Raw genomic sequence first — 20,929 nt, 5'->3', positions numbered from 1 at the left:
TAGACCGACTTGCCCGCGAAGGAGCCCTTTCAGACTGCAAAGGCCTTATTTGGCCGCCACTTTCTCCGACTTACCGTCATACCGCTTGCGCCACTCGCTCAAAATATCATCGCGATTCTTCGACGCCCAGGCAAAGTCATTCTTGATCAAACGCTGTTCATAGTCAGCTGGCAACTCGGTCTGCGGCTTGGCGATACCAGGCTGTGCGAGTACGGCGAAGTTCTCTTTATAAAGCTCCATCGCCTCGGGGCTGGCCGAGAAGTCCGCGAGTTTCTTCGCGGCATCTTCATGTGGTGTGCCCTTGATCACGGCGGTGGCTTCGATTTCCCAGCCCAGGCCTTCCTTCGGCAGGATGATGTCCAGCGGCGCGCCCTGGCGCTTGAGCTGGACAGCCGGGTATTCAAAGGAAATGCCGATCGGGAACTCACCGGCCGCCGCCAGTTTGCAGGGCTTGGAACCGGAGTGAACGTACTGGCCGATGTTCTGGTGCAGCCCGTCCATGTACGCCCAACCCTGTTTCTCGCCGAAGGTTTGCAGCCAGGCGCTGACGTCGAGGAAACCGGTGCCGGACGACGCCGGGTTGGGCATGACGATCTTGCCTTTGTACTCGGGCTTGGTCAGGTCTTGCCAGCTCACGGGCTTGCTCAGGCCCTGCTTTTCGGCTTCGACGGTGTTGAAGCAAATGGTCGCGGCCCAAACATCCATGCCGACCCAGGCTGGCGGGTTGGCGGCATCGCGGTAGTTGCCGCCGATCTTGCCGAGGTCTTTCGGCGCATAGCTTTGCAGCATGCCTTGCTGGTCGAGGATCGCCAGGCTCGAAGCGGCCAGGCCCCATACGGCGTCTGCCTGTGGACGGTCTTTTTCTGCGAGCAGCTTGGCGGTAATGATCCCGGTGGAGTCACGCACCCATTTGATCTCGACGTCCGGGTTGGCCTTTTCGAACGCTTGCTTGTAAGTCTTGAGTTGTTCGGCTTCGAGGGCGGTGTACACCGTCAACTCGGTTTTCGCCGCAAAGGCGTTCAGGCTGAAAGCGGTGAGGACAGCAGCGGCCAGGGCCAGGGGCTTGAACATGATCTTTTCCTGTAGTTGAGTTGAGAGGGTGAATCAGTGACCAGGCGCGGTCTGCCGCCAGGCTTGCGAGCGGCGCAGCAAACCGCGCGAGGCCCAGGCCAGCAGCAAGGACACGCCCGCCGAGGTGAACAGAATCAGGGTCGACATCGCCGCCGCACCGCCGACGTTGCCAGCGTCGTCCATGTTCAGCACTGCGACCGCCGCGAGGATGGTGTCGGGGCTGTAGAGGAAGATCGCCGCCGAGACGGTGGTCATGGCCGAGACGAACAGGTAGCGCACGATGTCCAGCAGTGCCGGCAGGCAAATCGGCACGGTGACCCGCAGGTAATGGCGGTACAGCGGCGCCTTGAGTGACAGCGCGGCCGCTTCGAACTCGGCATCGAGTTGGCGCAGCGCGGTGGTGGCGGTCATCTGCGCGGTGGTCAGATAATGCGCAATGGTGCAGACCACCAGCAGGGTCATGGTCCCGTAGAGCACATGCAGCGGGTTGCCGGTGAGGTTGAAGAAGAAAACGTAACCCAGGCCCAGCACCAGGCCCGGCACCGCCATCGGTACGAAGCTGAGCATGCGCAGGGCCAGGTTCAACCCGCGCTGGCCTCGGGTTTTCTCCATCAGGTACGCACCGGTGAAGATCGACAGGCTGCCGATCAGCGCCGTGCACAACGCCATCTTCACGCTGTTGCCGTAGGCCAGCCAGCCACCACCCGCGGTGTCGTTGAACTGGTAGTGGTTGAGCGACAGCGACAGGTTATACGGCCAGAACTTCACCAGCGACGAGAACACCGCCATGCCGAACACCATTAGCAACGCGGCGCAGATCAGCAGCACAATCGCCAGGCAGCATCCGTCGCGCAGTTTCGAGGGCGCCGGTTTGAAGACTTGTGCCCGACCGCTCATGGCGTCGCCATGACGCCGACGCAACCAGGCATCGACCCCGAAGCTGAACAGCGCCGGCAGCAACAGCACCATACCGATCAACGCGCCGCGACCGAACTGCTGCTGGCCGACCACCGCTTTGTAGGCTTCCAGCGCCAGCACTTGATAGTCGCCACCGACCACAACAGGTACGCCGAAGTCAGTGATGGTCAGGGTGAAAACCAGGCAGAACGCAGCGAACACCGCCTGACGGGTCGCCGGCCAGGTGATGCTGCGAAAGGCTTTTGCCGGACTGGCGCCCATGCTGGAGGCGGCATCGAACAAGCGCGCATCCGCCAGGGACAGGGCTGACAGCAAAATCATCAAGGCGTGTGGGAAGGTGTAGATGACTTCACCCAGCACAATGCCCCAGAAGCCGTAGATATTGTCCGAGAGCAGCCCACGCAACATGCCCTGGTTGCCGAACAGATAAACCAGGGCAATGCCGGGCAGCATCGACGGCGCCATCAGTGGCAGCAGAGAAATGCCACGCCAGATGCCTTTGCCCGGAATCAATGTGCGTTGCAGGGCGTAGGCAAACAGGTAGGCCAGCGGTACGACAATGGCCGCGACGCTAAGGGAAACCTTGAGGCTGTTACCCAGCAACCAGTGGAAATTGGCACTGGTTACCAGTTCCCTGGCTGCAACCCAACCACCGCCCTGCCCGGCTTCGGAACTGAAGCCGCGCCAGAAGATGGCCAGCAGCGGCATCAGTACCGCGACGCCAAGCAGCACCAGCAAGAGGACTTTACCTGCGACCACGAACAACCGGTCGCCGAGTTCGGCGCGGGACATCTGCCGCACCGGCTTGTGCGGCAGCGCCACAGCGATGTTCGCATTCATCAGGCAAACACCTGCAGGCTCTGTGGCGGCAAGGCCACCATGATCTGCTGCGCGCCAAGACGCGGCATGGCTTCCGGTGCCAGCTCGGCCAACAATGCGTGGCCAGGTAACTGGTCGAGCTCGAAGCTCATCCGGCAGCGGTTACCGAGGAAGGTGATTTCGCGAACCTTGGCCGGGAACAGGTTTTCTTCATGTACCGGCGGATTGACGTTGATCGCTTCCGGGCGGCAGAACAAACGGCCCGAGGCGTTTTTGGCACTGCCGTCGGCCAGGCGCAGGTTCATTCCGCCGACCTGGGCGTGGCTGTCGCTGTTGCGGCTGAAGGGCAACCAATTGCCCTGGCCGACGAACTCAGCCACGAACGGCGTGGCCGGACGGTTGTAGATGTCCTGCGGCGTGGCGTACTGCTCGACCTGGCCGCTGTTCATCACGGCGATACGGTCGGCCATCAGCATGGCCTCGTCCTGATTGTGGGTGACCATCAGCGTGGTGATGCCCAGGCTGCGTTGCAGCTGGCGCAGTTCGGTGCACAGGTGCTCGCGCACGCGGGCATCGAGTGCCGACATCGGTTCGTCCAGCAGCAACAAGGAAGGCGCCGGGGCCAAGGCGCGAGCCAGCGCCACGCGCTGCTGCTGCCCACCGGACAGCTGGCCCGGGTACTTTTTCTCACTGCCGCTCAGGCCCACCAGCTCCAGCATCTGACCGACACGCTGACGCACCTGGTCGCGACCACTGCCGGCCAGGCCGTAGGCAATATTCGCTTCGACGGTGAGATTGGGAAACAGTGCGTAGGACTGAAACAGAATGCCGTAGTCCCGCGCTTGGGGCGCCAAGTGGGAAACGTCGCGATCTCCCAGAAACAGCTCGCCGCTGTCCTGCTTCTCCAGCCCGGCGATGCAACGCAGCAAGGTGGTCTTGCCGCAGCCCGACGGACCCAACAGGCACACCAGTTCACCGGCCGCCACGTCGAGGGAAACGTTATCCAGCGCGGTAAACGCGCCAAAGCGCTTCTGTACGCCGCGCACCTTCATCGGTGCGCCGGGGTTGGTCAGGGCAGTTGCGATCGAGTTGTTCATGGACGGGCCTCATCTAGCAGATGGGGCCATCCTAGGGTTGCAATGCGTCCGTCATGTGGCAGTAAGGCAAAAACCGCCGATAGTGGTATTCGAGGATTTGGGTTGGATGGCGATCGTTCCCACGCTCCGCGTGGGAACGATCATTACGCAGGAGACATTTCCTGCGCCAACCCCAAAAACGCCGCCGGCAATCGTGCGTTTTTTCGCTCTTTGAGGCAGTACAGGTACTCCGGAATCTGCGGCGCATTTTCGATGGTCAGCACGCGCAATTGCGGATCGTGGGGCACTTCCTGGCGGGCAATGATGCTGATGCCGATGTTGCGCAGCACCGCCTCACGAATCGATTCGCGGCTGCCAATCTCCAGCAGCGGCCCGAAACTCACACCGGCGCTGGCGAGCAACTCTTCAGTCAACCGTCGAGTGGTCGAGCCTGGCTCGCGCATCAACAAGGTATGTCCGGCCAACGCGCTGAGCGGCACGTGATCGTGCACGGCCAGCGGATGATTGCGATGCACCGCCAGCACCAGCGGATCGCTGCCAAGCACCCGCCGAATCAGCCGCGCATCCTCCAGCAACTGCGAGGACGCCGCGACATCCACGCGGTATTCCTCCAGTGCTTCGAGCACCTGCTGGGAGTTGCCGATTTCCACCGACACTTCCACCTGCGGCAAACGCTCGCGAAACGTCTTCACCAGATCGAGAATGTAATACGGCGCCGTGGCGGCGATGCGCAACGTGCCCTGGACCTGCCCGCTGTTGCGCAGGAAAAATTCGATTTCGGCTTCCTGCTGCAGCAGTGCCTTGACCATCGGCAACAGCCGCGCCCCCTCATCGCTGACGCTCAGGCGGCGGCCACCACGATAGAACAACTCAACCGAGTACTGGCTTTCCAGATTGCGAATCTGGGTGGTCACCGTGGGTTGGCTCAAGCCGAGCTTTTTCGCTGCCAGGGTGATGCTGCCCAGGCGGGCAACCATGTAAAACGCCTTCAGCTCGGCACTCAGCACAACCGTCCCTCATCGTTTATTTGCGCAGCAGGCGCAAGCCATTTAACACCACCAACAGGCTTACGCCCATGTCAGCGAACACCGCCATCCACATGGTGGCGAGCCCGGCGAAGGTTACCCCAAGAAAGATCGCCTTGATGACCAATGCCAGGGCAATGTTCTGCTTGAGGATGCTTGAGGTTTGTCGAGATAGGCGAATGAATGCGGGAATTTTGCGCAGATCGTCGTCCATCAGGGCGACATCTGCCGTTTCAATGGCAGTATCGGTGCCAGCGGCGGCCATGGCGAAACCAATCTGCGAACGCGCCAGTGCCGGTGCATCGTTGATCCCGTCGCCGACCATCCCGACCTGATGACCCTGTGCATAAAGTGCTTCGATGGCCTGCAGCTTGTCGCTCGGCAACAAATCGCCCTGAGCCTGATCGATGCCGACTTGTGCGGCGATCGCCTGGGCGGTGTGGACGTTGTCGCCGGTGAGCATCAGGGTTTTGATGCCCAGTTCGTGCAGTTGCTGGATGGCTTCGCGGCTGGATTCCTTCACCGTATCGGCGACGGCGAAAAGTGCCAGCGGACCGGACTTGTCGAGCAATAGCACGACAGACTTGCCCTGTTTCTCCAGTGCAAACAGCTTCTCTTCCAGCGCAGGTGAACACAAACCCAAATCTTCCACCAATCGATGGTTGCCCAAGTGGTAGAGCTGACCATTGATCTCGCCGCGCACGCCGCGTCCGCCCAGGGCTTCGAAGTTATCCACAGCCCAAGGTACAGGCTGTTTATCCACAGCCGCGTTGGCGATGGCCTGTGACACCGGGTGATCCGAACGACCAGCCAGCGCCGCTGCAATCGCCGGAGCCGTGGCGTCGGCAGAAGGGTCGAGTGACAGGTAATCGGTTTGCACCGGCTTGCCGTGGGTAATCGTGCCGGTCTTGTCCAGCGCCAGATAGTCGAGCTTGTATCCACCCTCCAGATAAACACCGCCCTTCACCAGAATGCCTTTGCGCGCCGCCGCCGCGAGGCCGCTGACGATGGTTACCGGCGTGGAAATCACCAAGGCACAAGGACAGGCGACAACCAGCAGGACCAGCGCGCGGTAGATCCAGTCAAACCAAAGCGCGTTCATGAACAGCGGTGGAATCACCGCCACCGCCAGGGCCAGGACAAACACCGCCGGGGTGTAGATTTTCGAGAAGCTGTCGACGAAGCGCTGGGTCGGTGCCCGTGCGCCTTGAGCCTGTTCGACGGCGTGAATGATCCGCGCCAGCGTCGAATGGTTCGCTTCGGCGGTCACGGCATATTCCAGGGAGCCGGCCTGGTTGATAGTGCCGGCGAACACCTTGTCGCCAACGGTTTTTTCCACTGGCAGGCTTTCACCCGTGATCGGTGCCTGATCGATGGTCGAACTGCCCGACAGCACTTCACCGTCCAAGCCAATTCGCTCGCCGGGGCGTACCCGCACCCGCGCGCCGAGTTCAATGGATTTGACGCTTTGCGCAACCCAGCTGCCATCGGCCTGCAACACCGTGGCCTGCTCTGGCGTCATCTGCATCAGGCCGCTGATAGCGTTGCGCGCCCGGTCCAGCGACCTGGCTTCGATCAGCTCTGCCACGGTAAACAGGAACATTACCATCGCAGCTTCCGGCCACTGTCCGATCAGGATCGCACCGGTCACCGCAATGCTCATCAGCGCATTGATATTCAGGTTGAGGTTCTTCAGGGCGATCCAGCCCTTCTTGTACGTTGTGAGGCCGCCGCTGAGGATCGAGACCAGTGCGATGACCGCCACCACCCAGTTCGGCGCAGCGCTGGTGAAGTGAATCACCTCGGCCAGCAGAGCCCCCAGACCCGACAGCGCCAATGGCCACCAGGGCTTTTTCGCAGGCGCCGGGGCGGGCGCTTCGACGCCCTGCTCCAGCGGCTCGGCTTGCATGCCGAGGGACTTGATGGCGTCGATGATCGGCGCAGTGCCTGGCAGGTCGTGGGTCACGCCGAGCACACGGTTGATCAGGTTGAATTCCAGCTGCTGCACACCCGCCAGTTTGCCGAGCTTGTTCTGGATCAGCGTTTGCTCGGTCGGGCAATCCATAGCCTCGATGCGGAAACTGCTCAGCCGCGCGCCGGCGGTTGGCGTTTCGCTCAACTTGATCAGCGAGGGTGCCGCCCCTTTGGCCGAACAGCAGGAATCCCCGTGGCCACCATGGACATGTTTGTGCACAGGCTGCAGTTTGTGGCTGTGATCGTGGTCAGCCTCGGGTTTGTGGGTGTGAAGGGAATCGCTCATCGGTTCGCGTCCTTGAAGGTGCCTGTTGCCAAGTAAAGACCCTGTAGCCACTATAGGGTCAAGCACCCATTTGGAGATTGCCGTCATGAAGATTGGAGAGCTGGCCAAACTCACCGATTGCGCCGTGGAAACCATTCGCTACTACGAGCGCGAGCACCTGCTGCCGGAGCCGGCCCGCAGCGACGGCAACTACCGTGTCTATACCCAAGCCCACGCAGAACGCCTGACCTTCATCCGCAACTGCCGCACCCTGGACATGACCCTCGAGGAAATCCGCAGCCTGCTGGCCTTTCGCGACAGCCCGCAGGACCAGTGCGAAAGCGTCAACGCGCTGATCGACGAGCACATCCATCACGTCAAGGCGCGGATCGATGGATTGCTGGCCCTGCAGGCACAACTGCTCGACCTGCGCCAACGTTGTGGTGAAGGGCCGGATATTGATCAATGCGGGATTTTGCAGCGGTTGGAAGCGAGCGGCGGGGTTGTGGCGACGGAGGTTGAGCATTCCCATGTGGGCCGCAGCCACGGCCATTAGCGGAAAATGATCGTTCCCATGCTCTGCATGGGAACGACCTGCGTGACTAGACCGCCATCGGCGCGGTCATCGGCGCATGGTGCTCGTAGCCTTCCAGCGAGAAATCGCTTGGCTCGACCAGCTCCAGCCACTCCGGCTGGTAAACACCGGTCTTGGCAAACTCCGGTACGCGGTCGGAAATCACCAGCTTGGGCATCGGGAACGGCTCGCGCTTGAGCTGCTCGTTGAGCATGTCCAGGTGATTTTCGTAGACGTGGGCGTCGCCGATGAAATAGGTGAACCAGCGCGGCGTGTAGCCGGTCAGGCGCCCGATCAGGCTCAGCAGCGCGGCGCCTTCGGTGAGGTTGAACGGTGTGCCCAGGCCCAGGTCATTGGAACGGATGTAGAGGGTCAGGGAAATCTCTCTGGTCTCGACATTCGGGTGGAACTGGTACAGCAGATGGCACGGCGGCAGGGCCATTTCATCGAGCTGCGCGACGTTCCAGCCATGAAACAGGATGCGGCGGCTGCCCGGGTCCTTGATGATAGTGTCGACGCACTGGCGAACCTGATCGATGGCTTTGTACAACACCACGTAGGCCTGGCCGTTTTCTTCACCTTCGGCAATCTGGCGATAACCCTGCTTCAGGGTCTGCTCGAAAGCGGCCGGGTTGCTGACTGGGATCTGTTTGTACGCCGGCCATTTGCGCCATTGCACGCCGTAGATCTCACCGAGGTCGTCTTCACCCTGGCGGAACGGGTTGGCCAGCCACTGGGCGTTTTCATTGGCGTTCTGGTCCCAGACCTTGCAGCCCAACGCGCGGAATTCGGCGGCATTGTTCACGCCGCGCAGAAACCCGCACATCTCGCCGATGGCCGATTTGAAGGCCATCTTGCGCGTGGTGATCGCCGGGAAACCTTCCTTCAGGTCGTAGCGCAACATCGCGCCCGGGAAGCTGATGGTGTTCACGCCAGTGCGGTTGGCCTGTTTGGTGCCGTTCTTGATGACGTGGGCGACCAGTTCGAGATATTGCTTCATGAGTTACCTGTGTCCTTGAACCCGTGGCCGTCGCCGCGGGATTCGAATTTTATACGGCTGCCGCTGGAGTCGCCGGAGCGCGGTGATACGCCAGCCAGATCAGGAACAGCCCGCCGACGATCATCGGCACGCAGAGCACCTGGCCCATGGTCAGCCAGTTCCAGGCCAGATAGCCCAGCTGCGCATCCGGTACGCGAACGAATTCGACGATGAAACGGAAGATGCCATAGAACAGCGCAAACATCCCCGATACCGCCATGGTCGGCCGCGGTTTGCGCGAGAACAGCCACAGGATCAGGAACAGCGCCACGCCTTCGAGCGCGAACTGATACAGCTGCGACGGGTGACGCGCCAGTTGCGCCGGATCGGTCGGGAAGACCATCGCCCACGACACATCGGTGGCCTTGCCCCACAACTCGGCGTTGATGAAGTTGCCGATACGCCCGGCGCCCAGGCCGATCGGCACCATTGGCGCGACGAAGTCCATCAGCTGGAAAAACGACTTGTTGTTCTTTTTACCGAACCACAACGCAGCCAACATGACGCCGATGAAGCCTCCGTGGAACGACATGCCGCCCTTCCACACTTCAAAGATCAACAGCGGGTTGGCGAGATAAGCACTCAGGTCGTAGAACAGCACGTAGCCCAGGCGACCACCGACAATTACCCCCATCGACATCCAGAACACCATGTCGGAGAGCTTCTCCTTGGTCCAGGTCGGGTCGAAGCGGTTCAATCGGCGCGACGCCAGCAGCCACGCGCCGCCGATGCCGATCAGGTACATCAACCCGTACCAGTGGATTTTCAGCGGACCGATGGCCAGGGCCACCGGGTCGATCTGCGGGTAAGGCAGCATTGCGACTCCTCATGAGTTCAAATCAATTCCCGGGCGACGCTGTCACCCCAGGATTAAGCCAGGATTGTGCCGAGCGTCAGAGCAGATGCTTCAGACTAGAAAGTTCAGACCAACGCAGAACAGCAAAGCCGCAAACAGTCTTTTCAGCAACCTTGGCGACAGATTGTGCGCCAGTCGCGCGCCGAAGCGGGCGAAGACCATGCTGGTCAGGGCAATGCCCAGCAGCGCCGGCAAATAAACAAAACCCAGACTATGGGCCGGGAGCAGCGGATCGTGCCAGCCCAGAATCATGAAACTTAATGCACTTGCCAGGGCGATCGGTAGGCCGCAGGCCGACGAAGTTGCCACCGCTTGTTGCATCGGCACGCTGCGCCAGGTCAAAAACGGCACGGTCAACGAACCGCCGCCAATGCCGAAAATCGCCGAGGCCCAGCCAATGACGCTGCCGGCCACGGTCAGGCCGACTTTGCCCGGCACGGTTCGACTGGCCTTGGGCTTGACGTCCAGCGCCAGCTGCGCGGCGATCACCAGGGCGAACACACCGATGATTTTCTGCAGGTTCGGCCCGGAAATCGCCTCGGCGGTCAGCGCCCCGAAACCGGCCCCGATCAAAATGCCGACGGTCATCCACAGGAAAATGGGCCAGCGCACCGCACCGCGACGGTGATGCTCGCGTACCGCATTGACCGAGGTGAAGATGATCGTCGCCAGGGATGTACCGACGGCGAGGTGGGTCAGGATCGATGCATCGAAACCTTGCAGGGTGAAACTGAACACCAGCACCGGGACGATGATGATCCCGCCCCCCACGCCAAACAGCCCCGCCAGCACCCCGGCACAAGCGCCGAGCGCCAGATAGAGCAGAAATTCCATGCTGTTTCCCCACCCAACCCCAAAACCGGAGCGGCATGGTAACGGATGCATGGCCTTGGGCTCCACTGGATGGCGATGGATACCCGCACGATGTCTGCGTAGAGTGGGCAAAAAACACACAAGGATCACCTTATGTGCCTGATTGTTTTCGCTTGGCGACCGGGCCACGCCCAACCGCTGATCGTAGCGGCCAACCGCGACGAATTCTATGCCCGCCCCAGCCTGCCGCTGGGGCAATGGCCCGAAGCACCGCAGGTGCATGCCGGACGAGATCTGGAAGCCGGTGGCACCTGGCTCGGTGTCGGCGCCAACGGGCGCTTTGCCGCGCTGACCAACATCCGCGATCCACATCGACCGCCAGGACGCCGGTCTCGCGGTGAACTGGTGGCACGGTTTCTCACTGGCGAAGTGCCAATAGATGATTATTTAGACGACGTTGTCGCACGTTCGCCGGAATATGGCGGATTTAACCTGTTGATCGGCAACGCCAACGAGTTGTGGCATTTCAATGCCCGGGAATCGGAAGCGGTGATGCTGCCACCCGGGGTCTACGGCCTGTCGAACGCCGGGCTGGATACGCCGTGGCCGAAACTGCTCAAGGCCAAGGCGGCGTTGACCGAGGTGCTGGACGATCCACAACCTCAGTCTTTGCTGGCCTTGCTCAGTGATTCGCAGCAAGCACCCTTTGCGGACCTGCCGGACACCGGAGTGGGGTTGGCTACCGAGACGTTGCTGTCGAGTGTGTTTATTGCCAGTCAGAGTTATGGAACGCGGGCGAGTACGGCGTTGATTGTGCAGGCCGATGGTGCGCGGCATTTGGTCGAAAGGAGTTTCGGGCCGTATGGCGGGCATCTTGGGGAAGTGGAGATCTTGATTTAGCCGGTGCCTGAACTGGCGCCATCGCGGGCAAGCCCGCTCCCACAGGGATCTGCAGTGTGAATGCTTTCTTTGTCACACAGCAAAACCTGTGGGAGCTGGCTTGCCAGCGATGGGGGCACCAGCGTTTCAGAGGGCCTTGATCGCCGCCGGATTGATCATCCGCGCCAACCCAAGGTTCTTCAGCGCCAATTGCAGCGAGCTGTGGATAACCTGCGGGTTGTCGATGGTCATCAGCTCAGCCAGCAGTTCCCTGGCCTTGCTCAGGTTGATCTGGCGCAGCATCCACTTCACCTTCGGCAGGTTGGTGGCGTTCATCGAAAGGCTGTCGAAACCCATCGCCATCAACAGCACCGCCGCCGCCGGATCACCGGCCATTTCGCCGCAGATACTCACCGGCTTGCCTTCGGCATGGGCGTCACGCACCACGGTTTGCAGGGCTTGCAGCACCGCCGGATGCAGGTAGTCGTAAAGGTCGGCCACTCGCGGGTTGTTACGGTCCACGGCCAACAGATACTGGGTCAGGTCGTTGGAACCGACCGACAGGAAGTCCACCTGCCGCGCCAGCTCCTTGGTCTGGTACACCGCCGCCGGAATCTCGATCATCACGCCAATCGGTGGCATTGGTACGTCGCAGCCTTCGTCGCGCACTTCACCCCAGGCCCGGTGGATCAGGTGCAGGGCTTCTTCCAGTTCGTGGGTGCCGGAGATCATCGGCAGCAGAATCCGCAGGTTGTTCAGGCCTTCACTGGCCTTGAGCATGGCGCGGGTCTGCACCAGGAAGATTTCCGGGTGGTCGAGGGTGACGCGAATGCCGCGCCAGCCGAGGAACGGGTTGTCTTCCTTGATCGGGAAGTACGACAGCGACTTGTCGCCACCGATGTCCAGGGTCCGCATGGTCACCGGTTGCGGGTGGAACGCGGCGAGTTGTTCGCGGTAGATCGCCAGCTGTTCCTTTTCACTCGGGAAGCGCTGGTTGATCATGAACGGTACTTCGGTGCGGTACAGGCCGACACCTTCAGCCCCGCGTTTCTGCGCGCGCGCCACGTCCGCCAGCAGGCCGGTATTGACCCAAAGCGGCATGCGATGACCATCGACCGTGATACAGGGCAGATCGCGCAGCGCATCCAACCCGAGGGCCAGTTGTTTCTCTTCCTCGACCACTTCGGCGAACTGCTTGCGCAGCACGTCGCTGGGGTTGGTGTAGACCTCGCCGCGGTGACCGTCGACGATCATGCCAATGCCGTCGACCTTGGAATACGGCAGGTCGACGAGGCCCATCACCGTCGGAATGCCCATGGCCCGGGCAAGGATCGCGACGTGGGAGTTGCCGGAACCGAGTACCGAAACCAGGCCCACCAGCTTGTTTTCCGGAACCTCGCCGAGCATGGCCGGCGTCAGTTCTTCGCTGACCAGGATGGTGTTGTCGGGGTAGACCAGGGTCTGCTGGCGCTCTTCCTGCAAGTAGGCGAGCAGGCGACGACCCAGGTCCTTGACGTCCGACGCCCGCTCACGCAGGTAAGCGTCGTCCATCAATTCGAAACGGTTGACGTGATCGGTGACTACCTGGCGCAGCGCGCCCTGGGCCCACTGCCCGGTCTTGATCACGGTGGTCACTTCGCTGCCCAGCGCCGCGTCGTCGAGCATCATCAGGTAGACGTCGAACAAGGCGCGCTCTTCCGGGCGCAACTGCGTGGCGAGCTTGGCGGACAACGCGCGCATGTCGGCGCGCACGCCTTCGATGGCGGTCTTGAACAGCCCCAGCTCCGCTTCGATGTCGACGATGGTCTTGTCGGGCACCACGTCCAGGTCGGCCGGCGGCAGCATGACCACCGCAGTACCGACCGCCGCACCCGGCGAGCCCGGCACGCCGATGAACTTGGCTTCCTGGATACCCTTGCCCTGGCGACCCAGGCCACGGATCGAACCGGTGGCCTCGGCGTGGGCGATAACCCCGGCGAGTTGCGCGCTCATGGTCACGAGGAAGGCTTCTTCACCCTCATCGAACTGACGGCGTTCTTTTTGCTGGATGACCAACACGCCGACGACGCGGCGGTGGTGAATGATCGGTGCCCCGAGGAACGAGGCGTAGCGCTCTTCACCGGTTTCGGCGAAGTAGCGGTAGCGCGGGTGATCCGCGGCGTTTTCGAGGTTCAGGGGTTCTTCACGCGTGCCGACCAGGCCAACCAGACCTTCATTGGGCGCCATGCTGACCTTGCCGATCGAGCGCTTGTTCAAGCCCTCGGTGGCCATCAGCACGAAACGGTTGGTCTCGGGATCAAGCAGGTAGACCGAGCAGACCTGGCTGCCCATGGCCTCTTTGACGCGCAACTCTATTATCCCCTTCGCCGCCTTGAGATCCTTGGCGGAGTTAACTTCCTGGACGATCTTGCGCAGCGTATTGAGCATGGCTCGGGGTCGAACTCCGTCGTCAGTCGCGCGCTAGAAGGCGCGGGGCAAGCTCTTTGAGGGCGCGTCGATACACCTCGCGCTTGAATGTCACCACCTGGCCCAACGGATACCAATAACTGACCCAGCGCCAGCCATCGAATTCCGGTTTACCGGTCAAATCCATCCGCACCCGTTGCTCATTGGAGACCAGGCGCAGGAGAAACCATTTCTGCTTCTGGCCGATACACAGCGGCTGGCTGTGCGTCCTGACCAGACGTTGCGGCAAACGATAGCGCAACCAGCCCCGAGTGCAGGCGAGTATTTCAACATCTTCGCGCTCCAGGCCCACTTCTTCGTTCAGCTCGCGGTACAAGGCGTCTTCCGGCGTCTCCTGGGGGTTGATCCCGCCTTGAGGAAACTGCCAGGCATCTTGATTGATACGGCGAGCCCATAGCACCTGGCCGGCATCATTCGTGAGAATGATCCCGACATTAGGACGGAAACCATCGGGGTCGATCACGGCAACAACCTCGCAAACGCATGTCGTCGCATTGTTCCACAAAGGTTGTGAAGGCAGCAACGCGCCGGCCTACCTTATGTGCACTCTTGTGAAAAGTCCGTATTGTGGACGCCTTTCTACAGACTTTTCAGCGAGTAACTGCAATGCGGCTGGCTTTATTCGACTTGGACAACACGCTTCTGGGCGGCGACAGTGACCATGCCTGGGGTGACTACCTTTGTGAGCGCGGCTTCCTCGACGCCGTTGCCTATAAGGCACGCAACGACGAGTTCTACCAGGATTACCTGGCGGGCAAGCTGGATAATGCCGCCTACCTGAATTTCTGCCTGGAAGTGCTCGGCCGCACTGAAATGGTCACGCTGGATCAGTGGCACAACGACTACATGCGCGACTGCATCGAACCGATCATGCTGCCCAAGGCTATCGAACTGCTGGCCAAACACCGCGATGCTGGCGACAAACTGGTGATCATTACCGCCACCAACCGCTTCGTCACCGGGCCCATTGCCGAGCGCCTGGGTGTCGAAACCCTGATTGCCACTGAATGCGAAATGCTCGATGGCCGTTATACCGGACGCAGCATCGACGTACCGTGCTTCCGTGAAGGCAAGGTGACAAGACTGAATCGTTGGCTGGAGGAGACCGGGCACAACCTGGAGGACAGCTACTTCTACAGTGACTCGATGAATGATTTGCCGTTGCTGGAGCAGGTGGTGAATCCGGTGGCGGTCGATCCAGATCCAAATCTGCGGGCCGAGGCCGAGAAGCGTGGCTGGCCGGTGATTTCGTTGCGCGATTGAAATTGCCCTCGCGGGCAAGCCTCGCTCCTACCCGGTCGTGTTGGTCGTCGAATTTGTGGACGACGCATAACGTGTAGGAGCGAGGCTTGCCCGCGAAGAATACGACTCGGTTTAAAGGATCAAACCGGTTTGGCGCCCATCAACCCGGCAATCGCCACAAAGCAGACAAAACTGAACAACGCCAAGGCAAAGGTAAATTTGCCCACCCCACCCGGCGTCTTGCGCACCTTGTTCAGTCGCACCAGCAACCAGAACCACGCCAGCGCCGCGACGGTGTAGAGCACGCTCGAGGCCAGCAACCAGGTTTGCCCCAGAGGCCAACCCACCAGATGCACCATCCACCACCCGGTGAATGGCATGCTCAGCAGCGCCAGCCCCATCAACAGCCAGATGAACACACGCGGCCCCTGCAAGGTGCGGCTTGCCGCCGTCGCATCACCGTTACGCCGGGTCCGCCAGACCCAGATACCCAGAACCAATGCACCCAGCAGCAACACCACCGTCGCCACCGTGTGCGCCGCTTTCAGGGCGGTTAACGTTTCCATTGTTCGATTTCCTCAGGGCCTGCCCATCAGCGTAGCCGCTCAGCCAAGAAACAACTGATAGGCCGGGTTGTCGGTTTCGTCCCAGTACGGGTAGCCGATTTCTTCCAGCGCTGCCGGTACCAGGTGCCGCTCCTCGTGGGGTACTTGCAGGCCCGCGACCACACGACCATCGGCCGCACCGTGGTTACGATAGTGGAACATCGAGATGTTCCAGCGTCCGCCAAGCTTATTAAGGAAGTTGAACAGCGCCCCCGGACGCTCCGGGAACTCGAATCGCAGGATCACTTCATCGACCACATGCGCCGCGCGACCGCCGACCATGTGGCGGATGTGCAACTTGGCCAGTTCGTTGTCGGTCAGGTCGACGACCGGAAAGCCCTGCTCGCCCAGGCTGGCGATCAGCGCGCGACGGGGGTCTGTTTCCGGATGAGTCTGTACACCGACAAAGATGTGCGCTTCGCTGCCCGTGTTGTAGCGGTAGTTGAATTCGGTGATCTGGCGCTTGCCGATGGCTTCGCAGAACGCCTTGAAGCTCCCCGGCTGTTCAGGGATGGTCACGGCGATGATGGCTTCACGGCCTTCGCCCAGTTCGGCGCGCTCGGCGACATGGCGCAGGCGGTCGAAATTGACGTTGGCCCCGGAGTCGATGGCCACGAAGGTCTGACCGGTGACACCGCGGGACTCGACATACTTCTTGATCCCGGCCACGCCCAAGGCGCCGGCAGGTTCGGTGATCGAACGGGTATCGTCGTAGATGTCCTTGATTGCCGCACAGATTTCGTCGGTGCTGACGGTGATGACTTCGTCGACGTAGTCTTTGCAGATATCAAAGGTGTGCTGGCCGATCTGGGCCACCGCAACGCCGTCGGCGAAGATGCCCACGGTGGGCAACACCACACGCTCACCCGCTGCCATGGCGGCTTGCAGGCAATTGGAATCGTCCGGCTCGACACCGATGACCTTGATGTCCGGGCGCAGGTACTTCACGTACGCCGCGATACCGGCGATCAGGCCACCACCGCCGACCGGAACGAAGATCGCATCCAGGGGCGCCGGGTGCTGGCGCAAAATCTCCATGGCCACCGTGCCCTGCCCGGCAATGGTGTGGGGATCGTCGTAGGGGTGAATGTAGACGTAGCCTTTTTCGTCGACCAGTTTCAACGAGTAGGCCAGGGCCTCCGGAAACGAATCGCCGTGCAGCACCACTTTGCCACCGCGCGAACGCACGCCTTCAACCTTGATCTCGGGAGTGGTCTTGGGCATGACGATGGTGGCTTTCACGCCCAGGACCTTGGCCGCCAGGGCCAGGCCTTGCGCATGATTGCCCGCGGAAGCGGTGACCACGCCGCGAGCGCGTTCCTCGTCGCTCAATTGCGTCAGCTTGTTGTAGGCGCCGCGAATCTTGAACGAGAACACCGGCTGCAAGTCTTCACGCTTGAGCAAAATCTCGTTGCCCAGCCGCTCGGAGAGCTGGCGGGCAGTCTGCAATGGGGTTTCTACGGCAACGTCATAAACGCGCGAGGTGAGGATCTTTTTGACGTACTGTTCAAGCATCGGAAAGCATCACTGAGCGGGTTGGGCAGGATCAAGGAGTCTAACCCGGCTTTTGGCCGCACGACCACACGAATCAAGAGGTTTTGCCCCGGCATGGAGCTATAATGCCTGCCTTTGCATTCTTACCTTGCCCGCTTCCGGAGCCCGCATGACCCAGGATCAACTCAAACAGGCAGTGGCCCAGGCCGCCGTCGACTTCATCCTCCCGAAACTCGACGACAAGAGCATCATCGGGGTCGGCACCGGCTCCACCGCCAACTGCTTCATCGATGCCCTGGCCTTGCACAAGGGTGCATTCGATGGCGCAGTCGCCAGCTCCGAGGCTACCGCCGCACGCCTCAAGGGCCACGGAATTCCGGTCTATGAGCTCAATACGGTCAGCGACCTTGAGTTCTACGTCGACGGCACCGACGAGAGCGACGAGCACCTGAACCTGATCAAGGGCGGCGGCGCGGCCCTGACCCGCGAGAAAATCGTCGCAGCCGTGGCCAAGACCTTCATCTGTATCGCCGACGCCAGCAAGCTTGTGCCCGTCCTTGGCGCATTCCCGTTGCCCGTGGAAGTGATCCCGATGGCCCGCAGCCACGTGGCCCGCCAGCTGGTGAAACTCGGCGGCGACCCGGTCTACCGCGAAGGCGTGCTGACCGACAACGGCAACATCATCCTCGACGTGTTCAACCTGCAGATCACCAACCCGGTTGAACTGGAGTCGCAGATCAATGCGATCGTCGGCGTGGTCACCAACGGCTTGTTCGCGGCGCGTCCGGCGGACCTGCTGTTGCTGGGGACCAGCGAAGGCGTGAAGACCCTCAAGGCCTGACACCTAGCGCCCAACTGTAGGAGCGAAGCTTGCTCGCTCCTACAATGGGATTTGGGGTGTGAGTTAAGGTTGTGTGGGTTTCTTGAAGACGTAGAACAGGTTCGGCTCACTGACCAGGTACATCGTACCGTCGTCGTCCATGGCGATACCTTCGGCTTGTGGTACGGTCTTTTGCAGACCCTGCCGGCCCTTGTTCAGTGACATGGTGCTCAGCGGTCGCCCGTCCACATCCAGCTCCAGAATCAGCCGCGACTCGTCGGACAACGCCAGCAAGTGCCCGCTGCGCTCGTCGTATTGCAGGCTCGACAGATCCCGCACAAACATCCCGGCGTCGCGCTTGGGATTGTTGACCACGTGTACCGCATAGGACTTTTCCGGATTGAAATGCGGAAACCCGTGCACTTCGTAGATCAGCATCGGGTCGCGTTCCTTGGCGACAAACAAGCGCTTGCCTACCGAATCGTAAGCCAAGCCTTCGAACCCCTTGTTGCCGCTCATGTGCACACCGAGGGTCATCTGTTCCGCGTCCGCGGCGTCGAGGAAGGTGGTGTCATGCTCCAGATGAATCTTGATCAGGCGCTGCTGGCGCTCGTCCGTGATCACGTAGGTGTCGGCGCTGATGAACTCAACGGCTTCCGGATCACCAAAACCGACCAACGCGATGCGGCGCAGGATCCTGCCGTCGAGGGACAGCTCGATCAGTTCGGAGTTTTGATTGGTGACCGTGAACAGGCTTTTGCGCACCGGGTCATAGGTCAAGGCGGAAACATCGTCGTCCAGCCCTTCGATGACTTGCCCCTCCAGCACCACCCTATACAGGTCCAGGCCGATGGACTGGGTGTTCATCGGCTGCCAGAGCGCATGCAGGTTGAACCAGGCGCGCTCGAACAGGCGCAGGTGCTGCCCGAACGCGATCAATACGCTCAGGGCAATCACCGACAGGAGCAAAAGCAGAGGTTTGGGGCGGGCTAATCGACGCATTCAGGCGGGCTCGGATTCAGGGCAGGCGGATGAAATATCACGCCTGCCTGAACTGAAGCTTAATGGCCATTGGCCTGATCCTACAACCAGAGGCAAAAATACCTACACGGGAAGGCGATTATTTCTGTTTTTCGAACCGATAAAACAGGTTTGGCTCACTCACGATGTACAGCGTGCCAGCCTCGTCCATGGTCACGCCTTCGGCCCGCGGGATGGTCTTTTTCAAGCCGTTGAAGCCTCCCAGCAAGGTCATGAAGCTGACTTGCTCGCCTTTCTCGTCCAGCTCCAGCAACAGGTGGGAGTCTGCGGACAACACCAGGGTGTGACCGGTCCGTGGATCGATGGCCAGGGCAGACAGGTTGCGGATGTCCAGTTCATCACTGGCAAGCTTTTGCTTGTCACCGGTGAGCGTCTTGCCATCCCCTTTCCAGGTGAACAGCGCGGGGGGACGCTCTTCGCCCAGCAGCAATTGCTGATTGCGCGCATCCCAGACAACAGCCTCGAAAGCCTTGTTCTGGTCCTTCGAAGGGCCGAGGTCGTACTTCGGAAAATCAGCGATGTTCAGCTCGCGGGTGTCGGCATCGACCTTGACGAGGGTGATCTGGTGGTCACGCTCATCGACAATGGCCAACATACCGTTGCCCAGCGCCGTCACCCCTTCAGGGTTGCTCCAGCCTACCAGGGGCATTTTGCGCAGCACGTCGCCTTGCAGCGATAACTCGGCCAGGAACGGGTTTTTACCCATCACCGAAAACAGGGTTTTGGTCTGAGCATCGTAGGTGACGTCCGACGCTTCGTCCTTTTCCATGCCGGGCAGCGGCTTGGCGTCGATCACCGCGCGGTAGTCCGGCAGCCAGACGCTGTCTTGACGCTCGGCGGGGCTTTCAAAACGCTCCAGAACCCAGAGCACGCCGCGGTCATCCCAATGCATGGCAAACGCCAGGCCGTAGGCGGCGGCGACCAACAGCAACAGCCAGGAATACCAACGCAGGGCGAAGCGCGAGCGACGGGCAGGTTTGAGCGACGAAAGCGGTTGAGTGGCCATCAGGGCATGCGTTCCAGAAATTCAGGCTTGGGGTAATAGCACAATTGAGCCCGGCGCAGACGCCGAATGCCGTGGAATTATCCAGACATTTTGTGAAAAAAACGGGAAATGGCGCGATAGCCCTGTGCGGGCACAGCCCCCCCTGTAGGAGCTGGCTTGCCAGCGAAGGCGGCGTAACAGTCAACGAGAATGTTGAATGTCTGGGCCCCTTCGCTGGCAAGCCAGCTCCTACAAGGGTTTTGCGCCGGGTTTAGCGGACGTTGCTGGTGAAGCTGCTGGCGCCCGGCAGTTCCAGGACGATCTCGTCGCCGACGTTCAGCGGGCCGACGCCCACCGGCGTGCCGGTGAGGATCACGTCACCGGCCTGCAGCGAAAAGCAACCGGCCATGTGCTGGATCATCGGCACGATCGGGTTGAGCATCGCACTGCTGTTGCCATCCTGGCGCACTTCGCCATTGATGATCAGGCGAATACCGATGTCGGTCAGGTCGGCGAAGGTGCTGCCGGAGACGAACGGTGCAATCACCGCCGCGCCGTCGAAGGACTTGGCGATTTCCCAGGGCAGGCCCTTGGATTTCAGCTCGGCCTGCTTGTCGCGCAGGGTCAGGTCCAGGGCCGGGGCGAAGCCGGAGATGGCGTCGAGCACTTCTTCAACGCTGGGTTTGGTCGACAAAGGCTTGCCAATCAGTACTGCGATTTCCGCTTCGTAATGCACCGAGCCACGCTCGGTCGGAATGCTGAAACCGCCTTCCAGCGGCACCACACAACTGCCCGGCTTGATGAACAGCAACGGCTCAGTCGGCACCGGGTTGTCCAGTTCCTTGGCGTGTTCGGCGTAGTTACGGCCGATGCACACCACTTTCCCCAACGGGAAGTGAATACGCGTGCCGTCGACATACTGGTGCTGATAGCTCATTACCGACTC

The 20,929-nt window shown here is 61.0% G+C and carries 19 protein-coding genes; 4 read left to right on the top strand and 15 right to left on the bottom strand.

Translation table 11 applies throughout. The features are described from left to right. Positions 1-45 precede the first annotated feature (45 nt). The 5 genes from ACIO0C_RS01230 to ACIO0C_RS01210 form a co-directional block, all read right to left on the bottom strand. Complete coding sequence (locus ACIO0C_RS01230) at positions 46-1,071, bottom strand: putative 2-aminoethylphosphonate ABC transporter substrate-binding protein (protein WP_401306818.1); 1,026 nt, start codon at positions 1,069-1,071, stop codon at positions 46-48. A gap of 33 nt (positions 1,072-1,104) precedes the next feature. Beyond that, positions 1,105-2,829, bottom strand: coding sequence for a putative 2-aminoethylphosphonate ABC transporter permease subunit (locus tag ACIO0C_RS01225; RefSeq protein ID WP_401306815.1), 1,725 nt, complete (start codon positions 2,827-2,829; stop codon positions 1,105-1,107). Continuing rightward, positions 2,829-3,905, bottom strand: coding sequence for a putative 2-aminoethylphosphonate ABC transporter ATP-binding protein (locus ACIO0C_RS01220; protein ID WP_401306812.1), 1,077 nt, complete (start codon positions 3,903-3,905; stop codon positions 2,829-2,831). Before ACIO0C_RS01220 ends, ACIO0C_RS01225 begins: the two co-directional genes overlap by 1 nt. A gap of 143 nt (positions 3,906-4,048) precedes the next feature. Next, the gene (locus tag ACIO0C_RS01215) at positions 4,049-4,912 is read right to left on the bottom strand and encodes a LysR family transcriptional regulator (RefSeq protein WP_401306809.1); all 864 of its coding nucleotides are present in this window, start codon (positions 4,910-4,912) and stop codon (positions 4,049-4,051) included. 16 nt (positions 4,913-4,928) lie between these two features. Further along, complete coding sequence (locus ACIO0C_RS01210; RefSeq protein ID WP_401306806.1) at positions 4,929-7,190, bottom strand: heavy metal translocating P-type ATPase; 2,262 nt, start codon at positions 7,188-7,190, stop codon at positions 4,929-4,931. Between the two features lie 85 nt (positions 7,191-7,275). Here ACIO0C_RS01210 and cadR point away from each other — a divergent pair, with 85 nt between their 5' ends. Continuing rightward, entirely contained in the window at positions 7,276-7,725 is a 450-nt protein-coding gene (gene cadR, locus ACIO0C_RS01205; protein ID WP_401306803.1) for a Cd(II)/Pb(II)-responsive transcriptional regulator, read from the top strand. Positions 7,726-7,771: 46 nt separating this feature from the next. Here cadR and ACIO0C_RS01200 read toward each other — a convergent pair whose 3' ends face one another. The 3 genes from ACIO0C_RS01200 to ACIO0C_RS01190 form a co-directional block, all read right to left on the bottom strand. Then, on the bottom strand, positions 7,772-8,743 hold the full coding sequence (locus tag ACIO0C_RS01200) for a thymidylate synthase (protein ID WP_401306800.1): 972 nt from the start codon (positions 8,741-8,743) through the stop codon (positions 7,772-7,774). 49 nt (positions 8,744-8,792) lie between these two features. After that, on the bottom strand, positions 8,793-9,599 hold the full coding sequence (lgt, locus tag ACIO0C_RS01195; RefSeq protein WP_401306797.1) for a prolipoprotein diacylglyceryl transferase: 807 nt from the start codon (positions 9,597-9,599) through the stop codon (positions 8,793-8,795). Between the two features lie 90 nt (positions 9,600-9,689). Then, entirely contained in the window at positions 9,690-10,472 is a 783-nt protein-coding gene (locus tag ACIO0C_RS01190; RefSeq protein WP_180202259.1) for a sulfite exporter TauE/SafE family protein, read from the bottom strand. Positions 10,473-10,604: 132 nt separating this feature from the next. Between ACIO0C_RS01190 and ACIO0C_RS01185 the strand changes: the two genes are divergently transcribed. Further along, a complete protein-coding gene (locus tag ACIO0C_RS01185) occupies positions 10,605-11,351 on the top strand; it encodes an NRDE family protein (protein ID WP_401306794.1) in 747 nt (248 codons plus the stop codon). Positions 11,352-11,477: 126 nt separating this feature from the next. Here ACIO0C_RS01185 and ptsP read toward each other — a convergent pair whose 3' ends face one another. Together ptsP and ACIO0C_RS01175 are read right to left on the bottom strand one after the other, a co-directional pair. Beyond that, the gene (ptsP, locus tag ACIO0C_RS01180; protein WP_401306791.1) at positions 11,478-13,757 is read right to left on the bottom strand and encodes a phosphoenolpyruvate--protein phosphotransferase; all 2,280 of its coding nucleotides are present in this window, start codon (positions 13,755-13,757) and stop codon (positions 11,478-11,480) included. Between the two features lie 22 nt (positions 13,758-13,779). Further along, positions 13,780-14,259 carry an RNA pyrophosphohydrolase gene (locus ACIO0C_RS01175; RefSeq protein WP_008064982.1) on the bottom strand — a complete coding sequence of 160 codons (480 nt, stop codon included), beginning with the start codon at positions 14,257-14,259 and terminating at the stop codon, positions 13,780-13,782. A 143-nt stretch (positions 14,260-14,402) separates the two neighbouring features. Between ACIO0C_RS01175 and ACIO0C_RS01170 the strand changes: the two genes are divergently transcribed. Then, positions 14,403-15,059: an HAD family hydrolase gene (locus ACIO0C_RS01170; RefSeq protein ID WP_401306788.1), complete on the top strand. Its 657-nt coding sequence runs from the start codon at positions 14,403-14,405 to the stop codon at positions 15,057-15,059. Positions 15,060-15,178: 119 nt separating this feature from the next. Here ACIO0C_RS01170 and ACIO0C_RS01165 read toward each other — a convergent pair whose 3' ends face one another. Further along, positions 15,179-15,604 carry a DUF2269 family protein gene (locus ACIO0C_RS01165; RefSeq protein WP_401306785.1) on the bottom strand — a complete coding sequence of 142 codons (426 nt, stop codon included), beginning with the start codon at positions 15,602-15,604 and terminating at the stop codon, positions 15,179-15,181. Between the two features lie 39 nt (positions 15,605-15,643). Further along, positions 15,644-17,158: a threonine ammonia-lyase, biosynthetic gene (gene ilvA, locus ACIO0C_RS01160; protein WP_110747892.1), complete on the bottom strand. Its 1,515-nt coding sequence runs from the start codon at positions 17,156-17,158 to the stop codon at positions 15,644-15,646. A 148-nt stretch (positions 17,159-17,306) separates the two neighbouring features. On the opposite strand from ilvA, the gene rpiA reads away from it, so the two are divergent. Beyond that, positions 17,307-17,978, top strand: coding sequence for a ribose-5-phosphate isomerase RpiA (gene rpiA, locus ACIO0C_RS01155; RefSeq protein WP_401306782.1), 672 nt, complete (start codon positions 17,307-17,309; stop codon positions 17,976-17,978). A gap of 63 nt (positions 17,979-18,041) precedes the next feature. Here the strand turns inward: rpiA and ACIO0C_RS01150 are convergent, their stop codons facing one another. The 3 genes from ACIO0C_RS01150 to ACIO0C_RS01140 all read right to left on the bottom strand — a co-directional run bounded on the left by ACIO0C_RS01150 (position 18,042) and on the right by ACIO0C_RS01140 (position 20,920). Beyond that, positions 18,042-18,959, bottom strand: coding sequence for an SdiA-regulated domain-containing protein (locus ACIO0C_RS01150; RefSeq protein WP_401306779.1), 918 nt, complete (start codon positions 18,957-18,959; stop codon positions 18,042-18,044). A gap of 118 nt (positions 18,960-19,077) precedes the next feature. After that, positions 19,078-20,004, bottom strand: a complete 927-nt coding sequence (locus ACIO0C_RS01145; RefSeq protein ID WP_401306776.1) for an SdiA-regulated domain-containing protein — start codon at positions 20,002-20,004, stop codon at positions 19,078-19,080. 250 nt (positions 20,005-20,254) lie between these two features. Beyond that, positions 20,255-20,920, bottom strand: coding sequence for a fumarylacetoacetate hydrolase family protein (locus ACIO0C_RS01140; protein WP_401306773.1), 666 nt, complete (start codon positions 20,918-20,920; stop codon positions 20,255-20,257). Between the last annotated feature and the right edge of the window lie 9 nt (positions 20,921-20,929).

This window comes from Pseudomonas sp. NPDC087336, from assembly GCF_044744285.1.
GTDB lineage: Bacteria > Pseudomonadota > Gammaproteobacteria > Pseudomonadales > Pseudomonadaceae > Aquipseudomonas.
The sequence above is the reverse complement of the archived record's forward strand: the minus strand, read 5'-3'. Positions and strand labels throughout refer to the sequence as shown.

Bases quoted from the DNA above. Each gene is read 5' to 3' on its own strand.
- ACIO0C_RS01230 (WP_401306818.1), bottom strand. From the start codon at position 1,071: ATGTTCAAGCCCCTGGCCCTGGCCGCTGCTGTCCTCACCGCTTTCAGC.
- ACIO0C_RS01225 (WP_401306815.1), bottom strand. From the start codon at position 2,829: ATGAATGCGAACATCGCTGTGGCGCTGCCGCACAAGCCGGTGCGGCAG.
- ACIO0C_RS01220 (WP_401306812.1), bottom strand. From the start codon at position 3,905: ATGAACAACTCGATCGCAACTGCCCTGACCAACCCCGGCGCACCGATG.
- ACIO0C_RS01210 (WP_401306806.1), bottom strand. From the start codon at position 7,190: ATGAGCGATTCCCTTCACACCCACAAACCCGAGGCTGACCACGATCAC.
- cadR (WP_401306803.1), top strand. From the start codon at position 7,276: ATGAAGATTGGAGAGCTGGCCAAACTCACCGATTGCGCCGTGGAAACC.
- ACIO0C_RS01200 (WP_401306800.1), bottom strand. From the start codon at position 8,743: ATGAAGCAATATCTCGAACTGGTCGCCCACGTCATCAAGAACGGCACC.
- lgt (WP_401306797.1), bottom strand. From the start codon at position 9,599: ATGCTGCCTTACCCGCAGATCGACCCGGTGGCCCTGGCCATCGGTCCG.
- ACIO0C_RS01190 (WP_180202259.1), bottom strand. From the start codon at position 10,472: ATGGAATTTCTGCTCTATCTGGCGCTCGGCGCTTGTGCCGGGGTGCTG.
- ACIO0C_RS01185 (WP_401306794.1), top strand. From the start codon at position 10,605: ATGTGCCTGATTGTTTTCGCTTGGCGACCGGGCCACGCCCAACCGCTG.
- ptsP (WP_401306791.1), bottom strand. From the start codon at position 13,757: ATGCTCAATACGCTGCGCAAGATCGTCCAGGAAGTTAACTCCGCCAAG.
- ACIO0C_RS01170 (WP_401306788.1), top strand. From the start codon at position 14,403: ATGCGGCTGGCTTTATTCGACTTGGACAACACGCTTCTGGGCGGCGAC.
- ACIO0C_RS01165 (WP_401306785.1), bottom strand. From the start codon at position 15,604: ATGGAAACGTTAACCGCCCTGAAAGCGGCGCACACGGTGGCGACGGTG.
- ilvA (WP_110747892.1), bottom strand. From the start codon at position 17,158: ATGCTTGAACAGTACGTCAAAAAGATCCTCACCTCGCGCGTTTATGAC.
- rpiA (WP_401306782.1), top strand. From the start codon at position 17,307: ATGACCCAGGATCAACTCAAACAGGCAGTGGCCCAGGCCGCCGTCGAC.
- ACIO0C_RS01150 (WP_401306779.1), bottom strand. From the start codon at position 18,959: ATGCGTCGATTAGCCCGCCCCAAACCTCTGCTTTTGCTCCTGTCGGTG.
- ACIO0C_RS01145 (WP_401306776.1), bottom strand. From the start codon at position 20,004: ATGGCCACTCAACCGCTTTCGTCGCTCAAACCTGCCCGTCGCTCGCGC.
- ACIO0C_RS01140 (WP_401306773.1), bottom strand. From the start codon at position 20,920: ATGAGCTATCAGCACCAGTATGTCGACGGCACGCGTATTCACTTCCCG.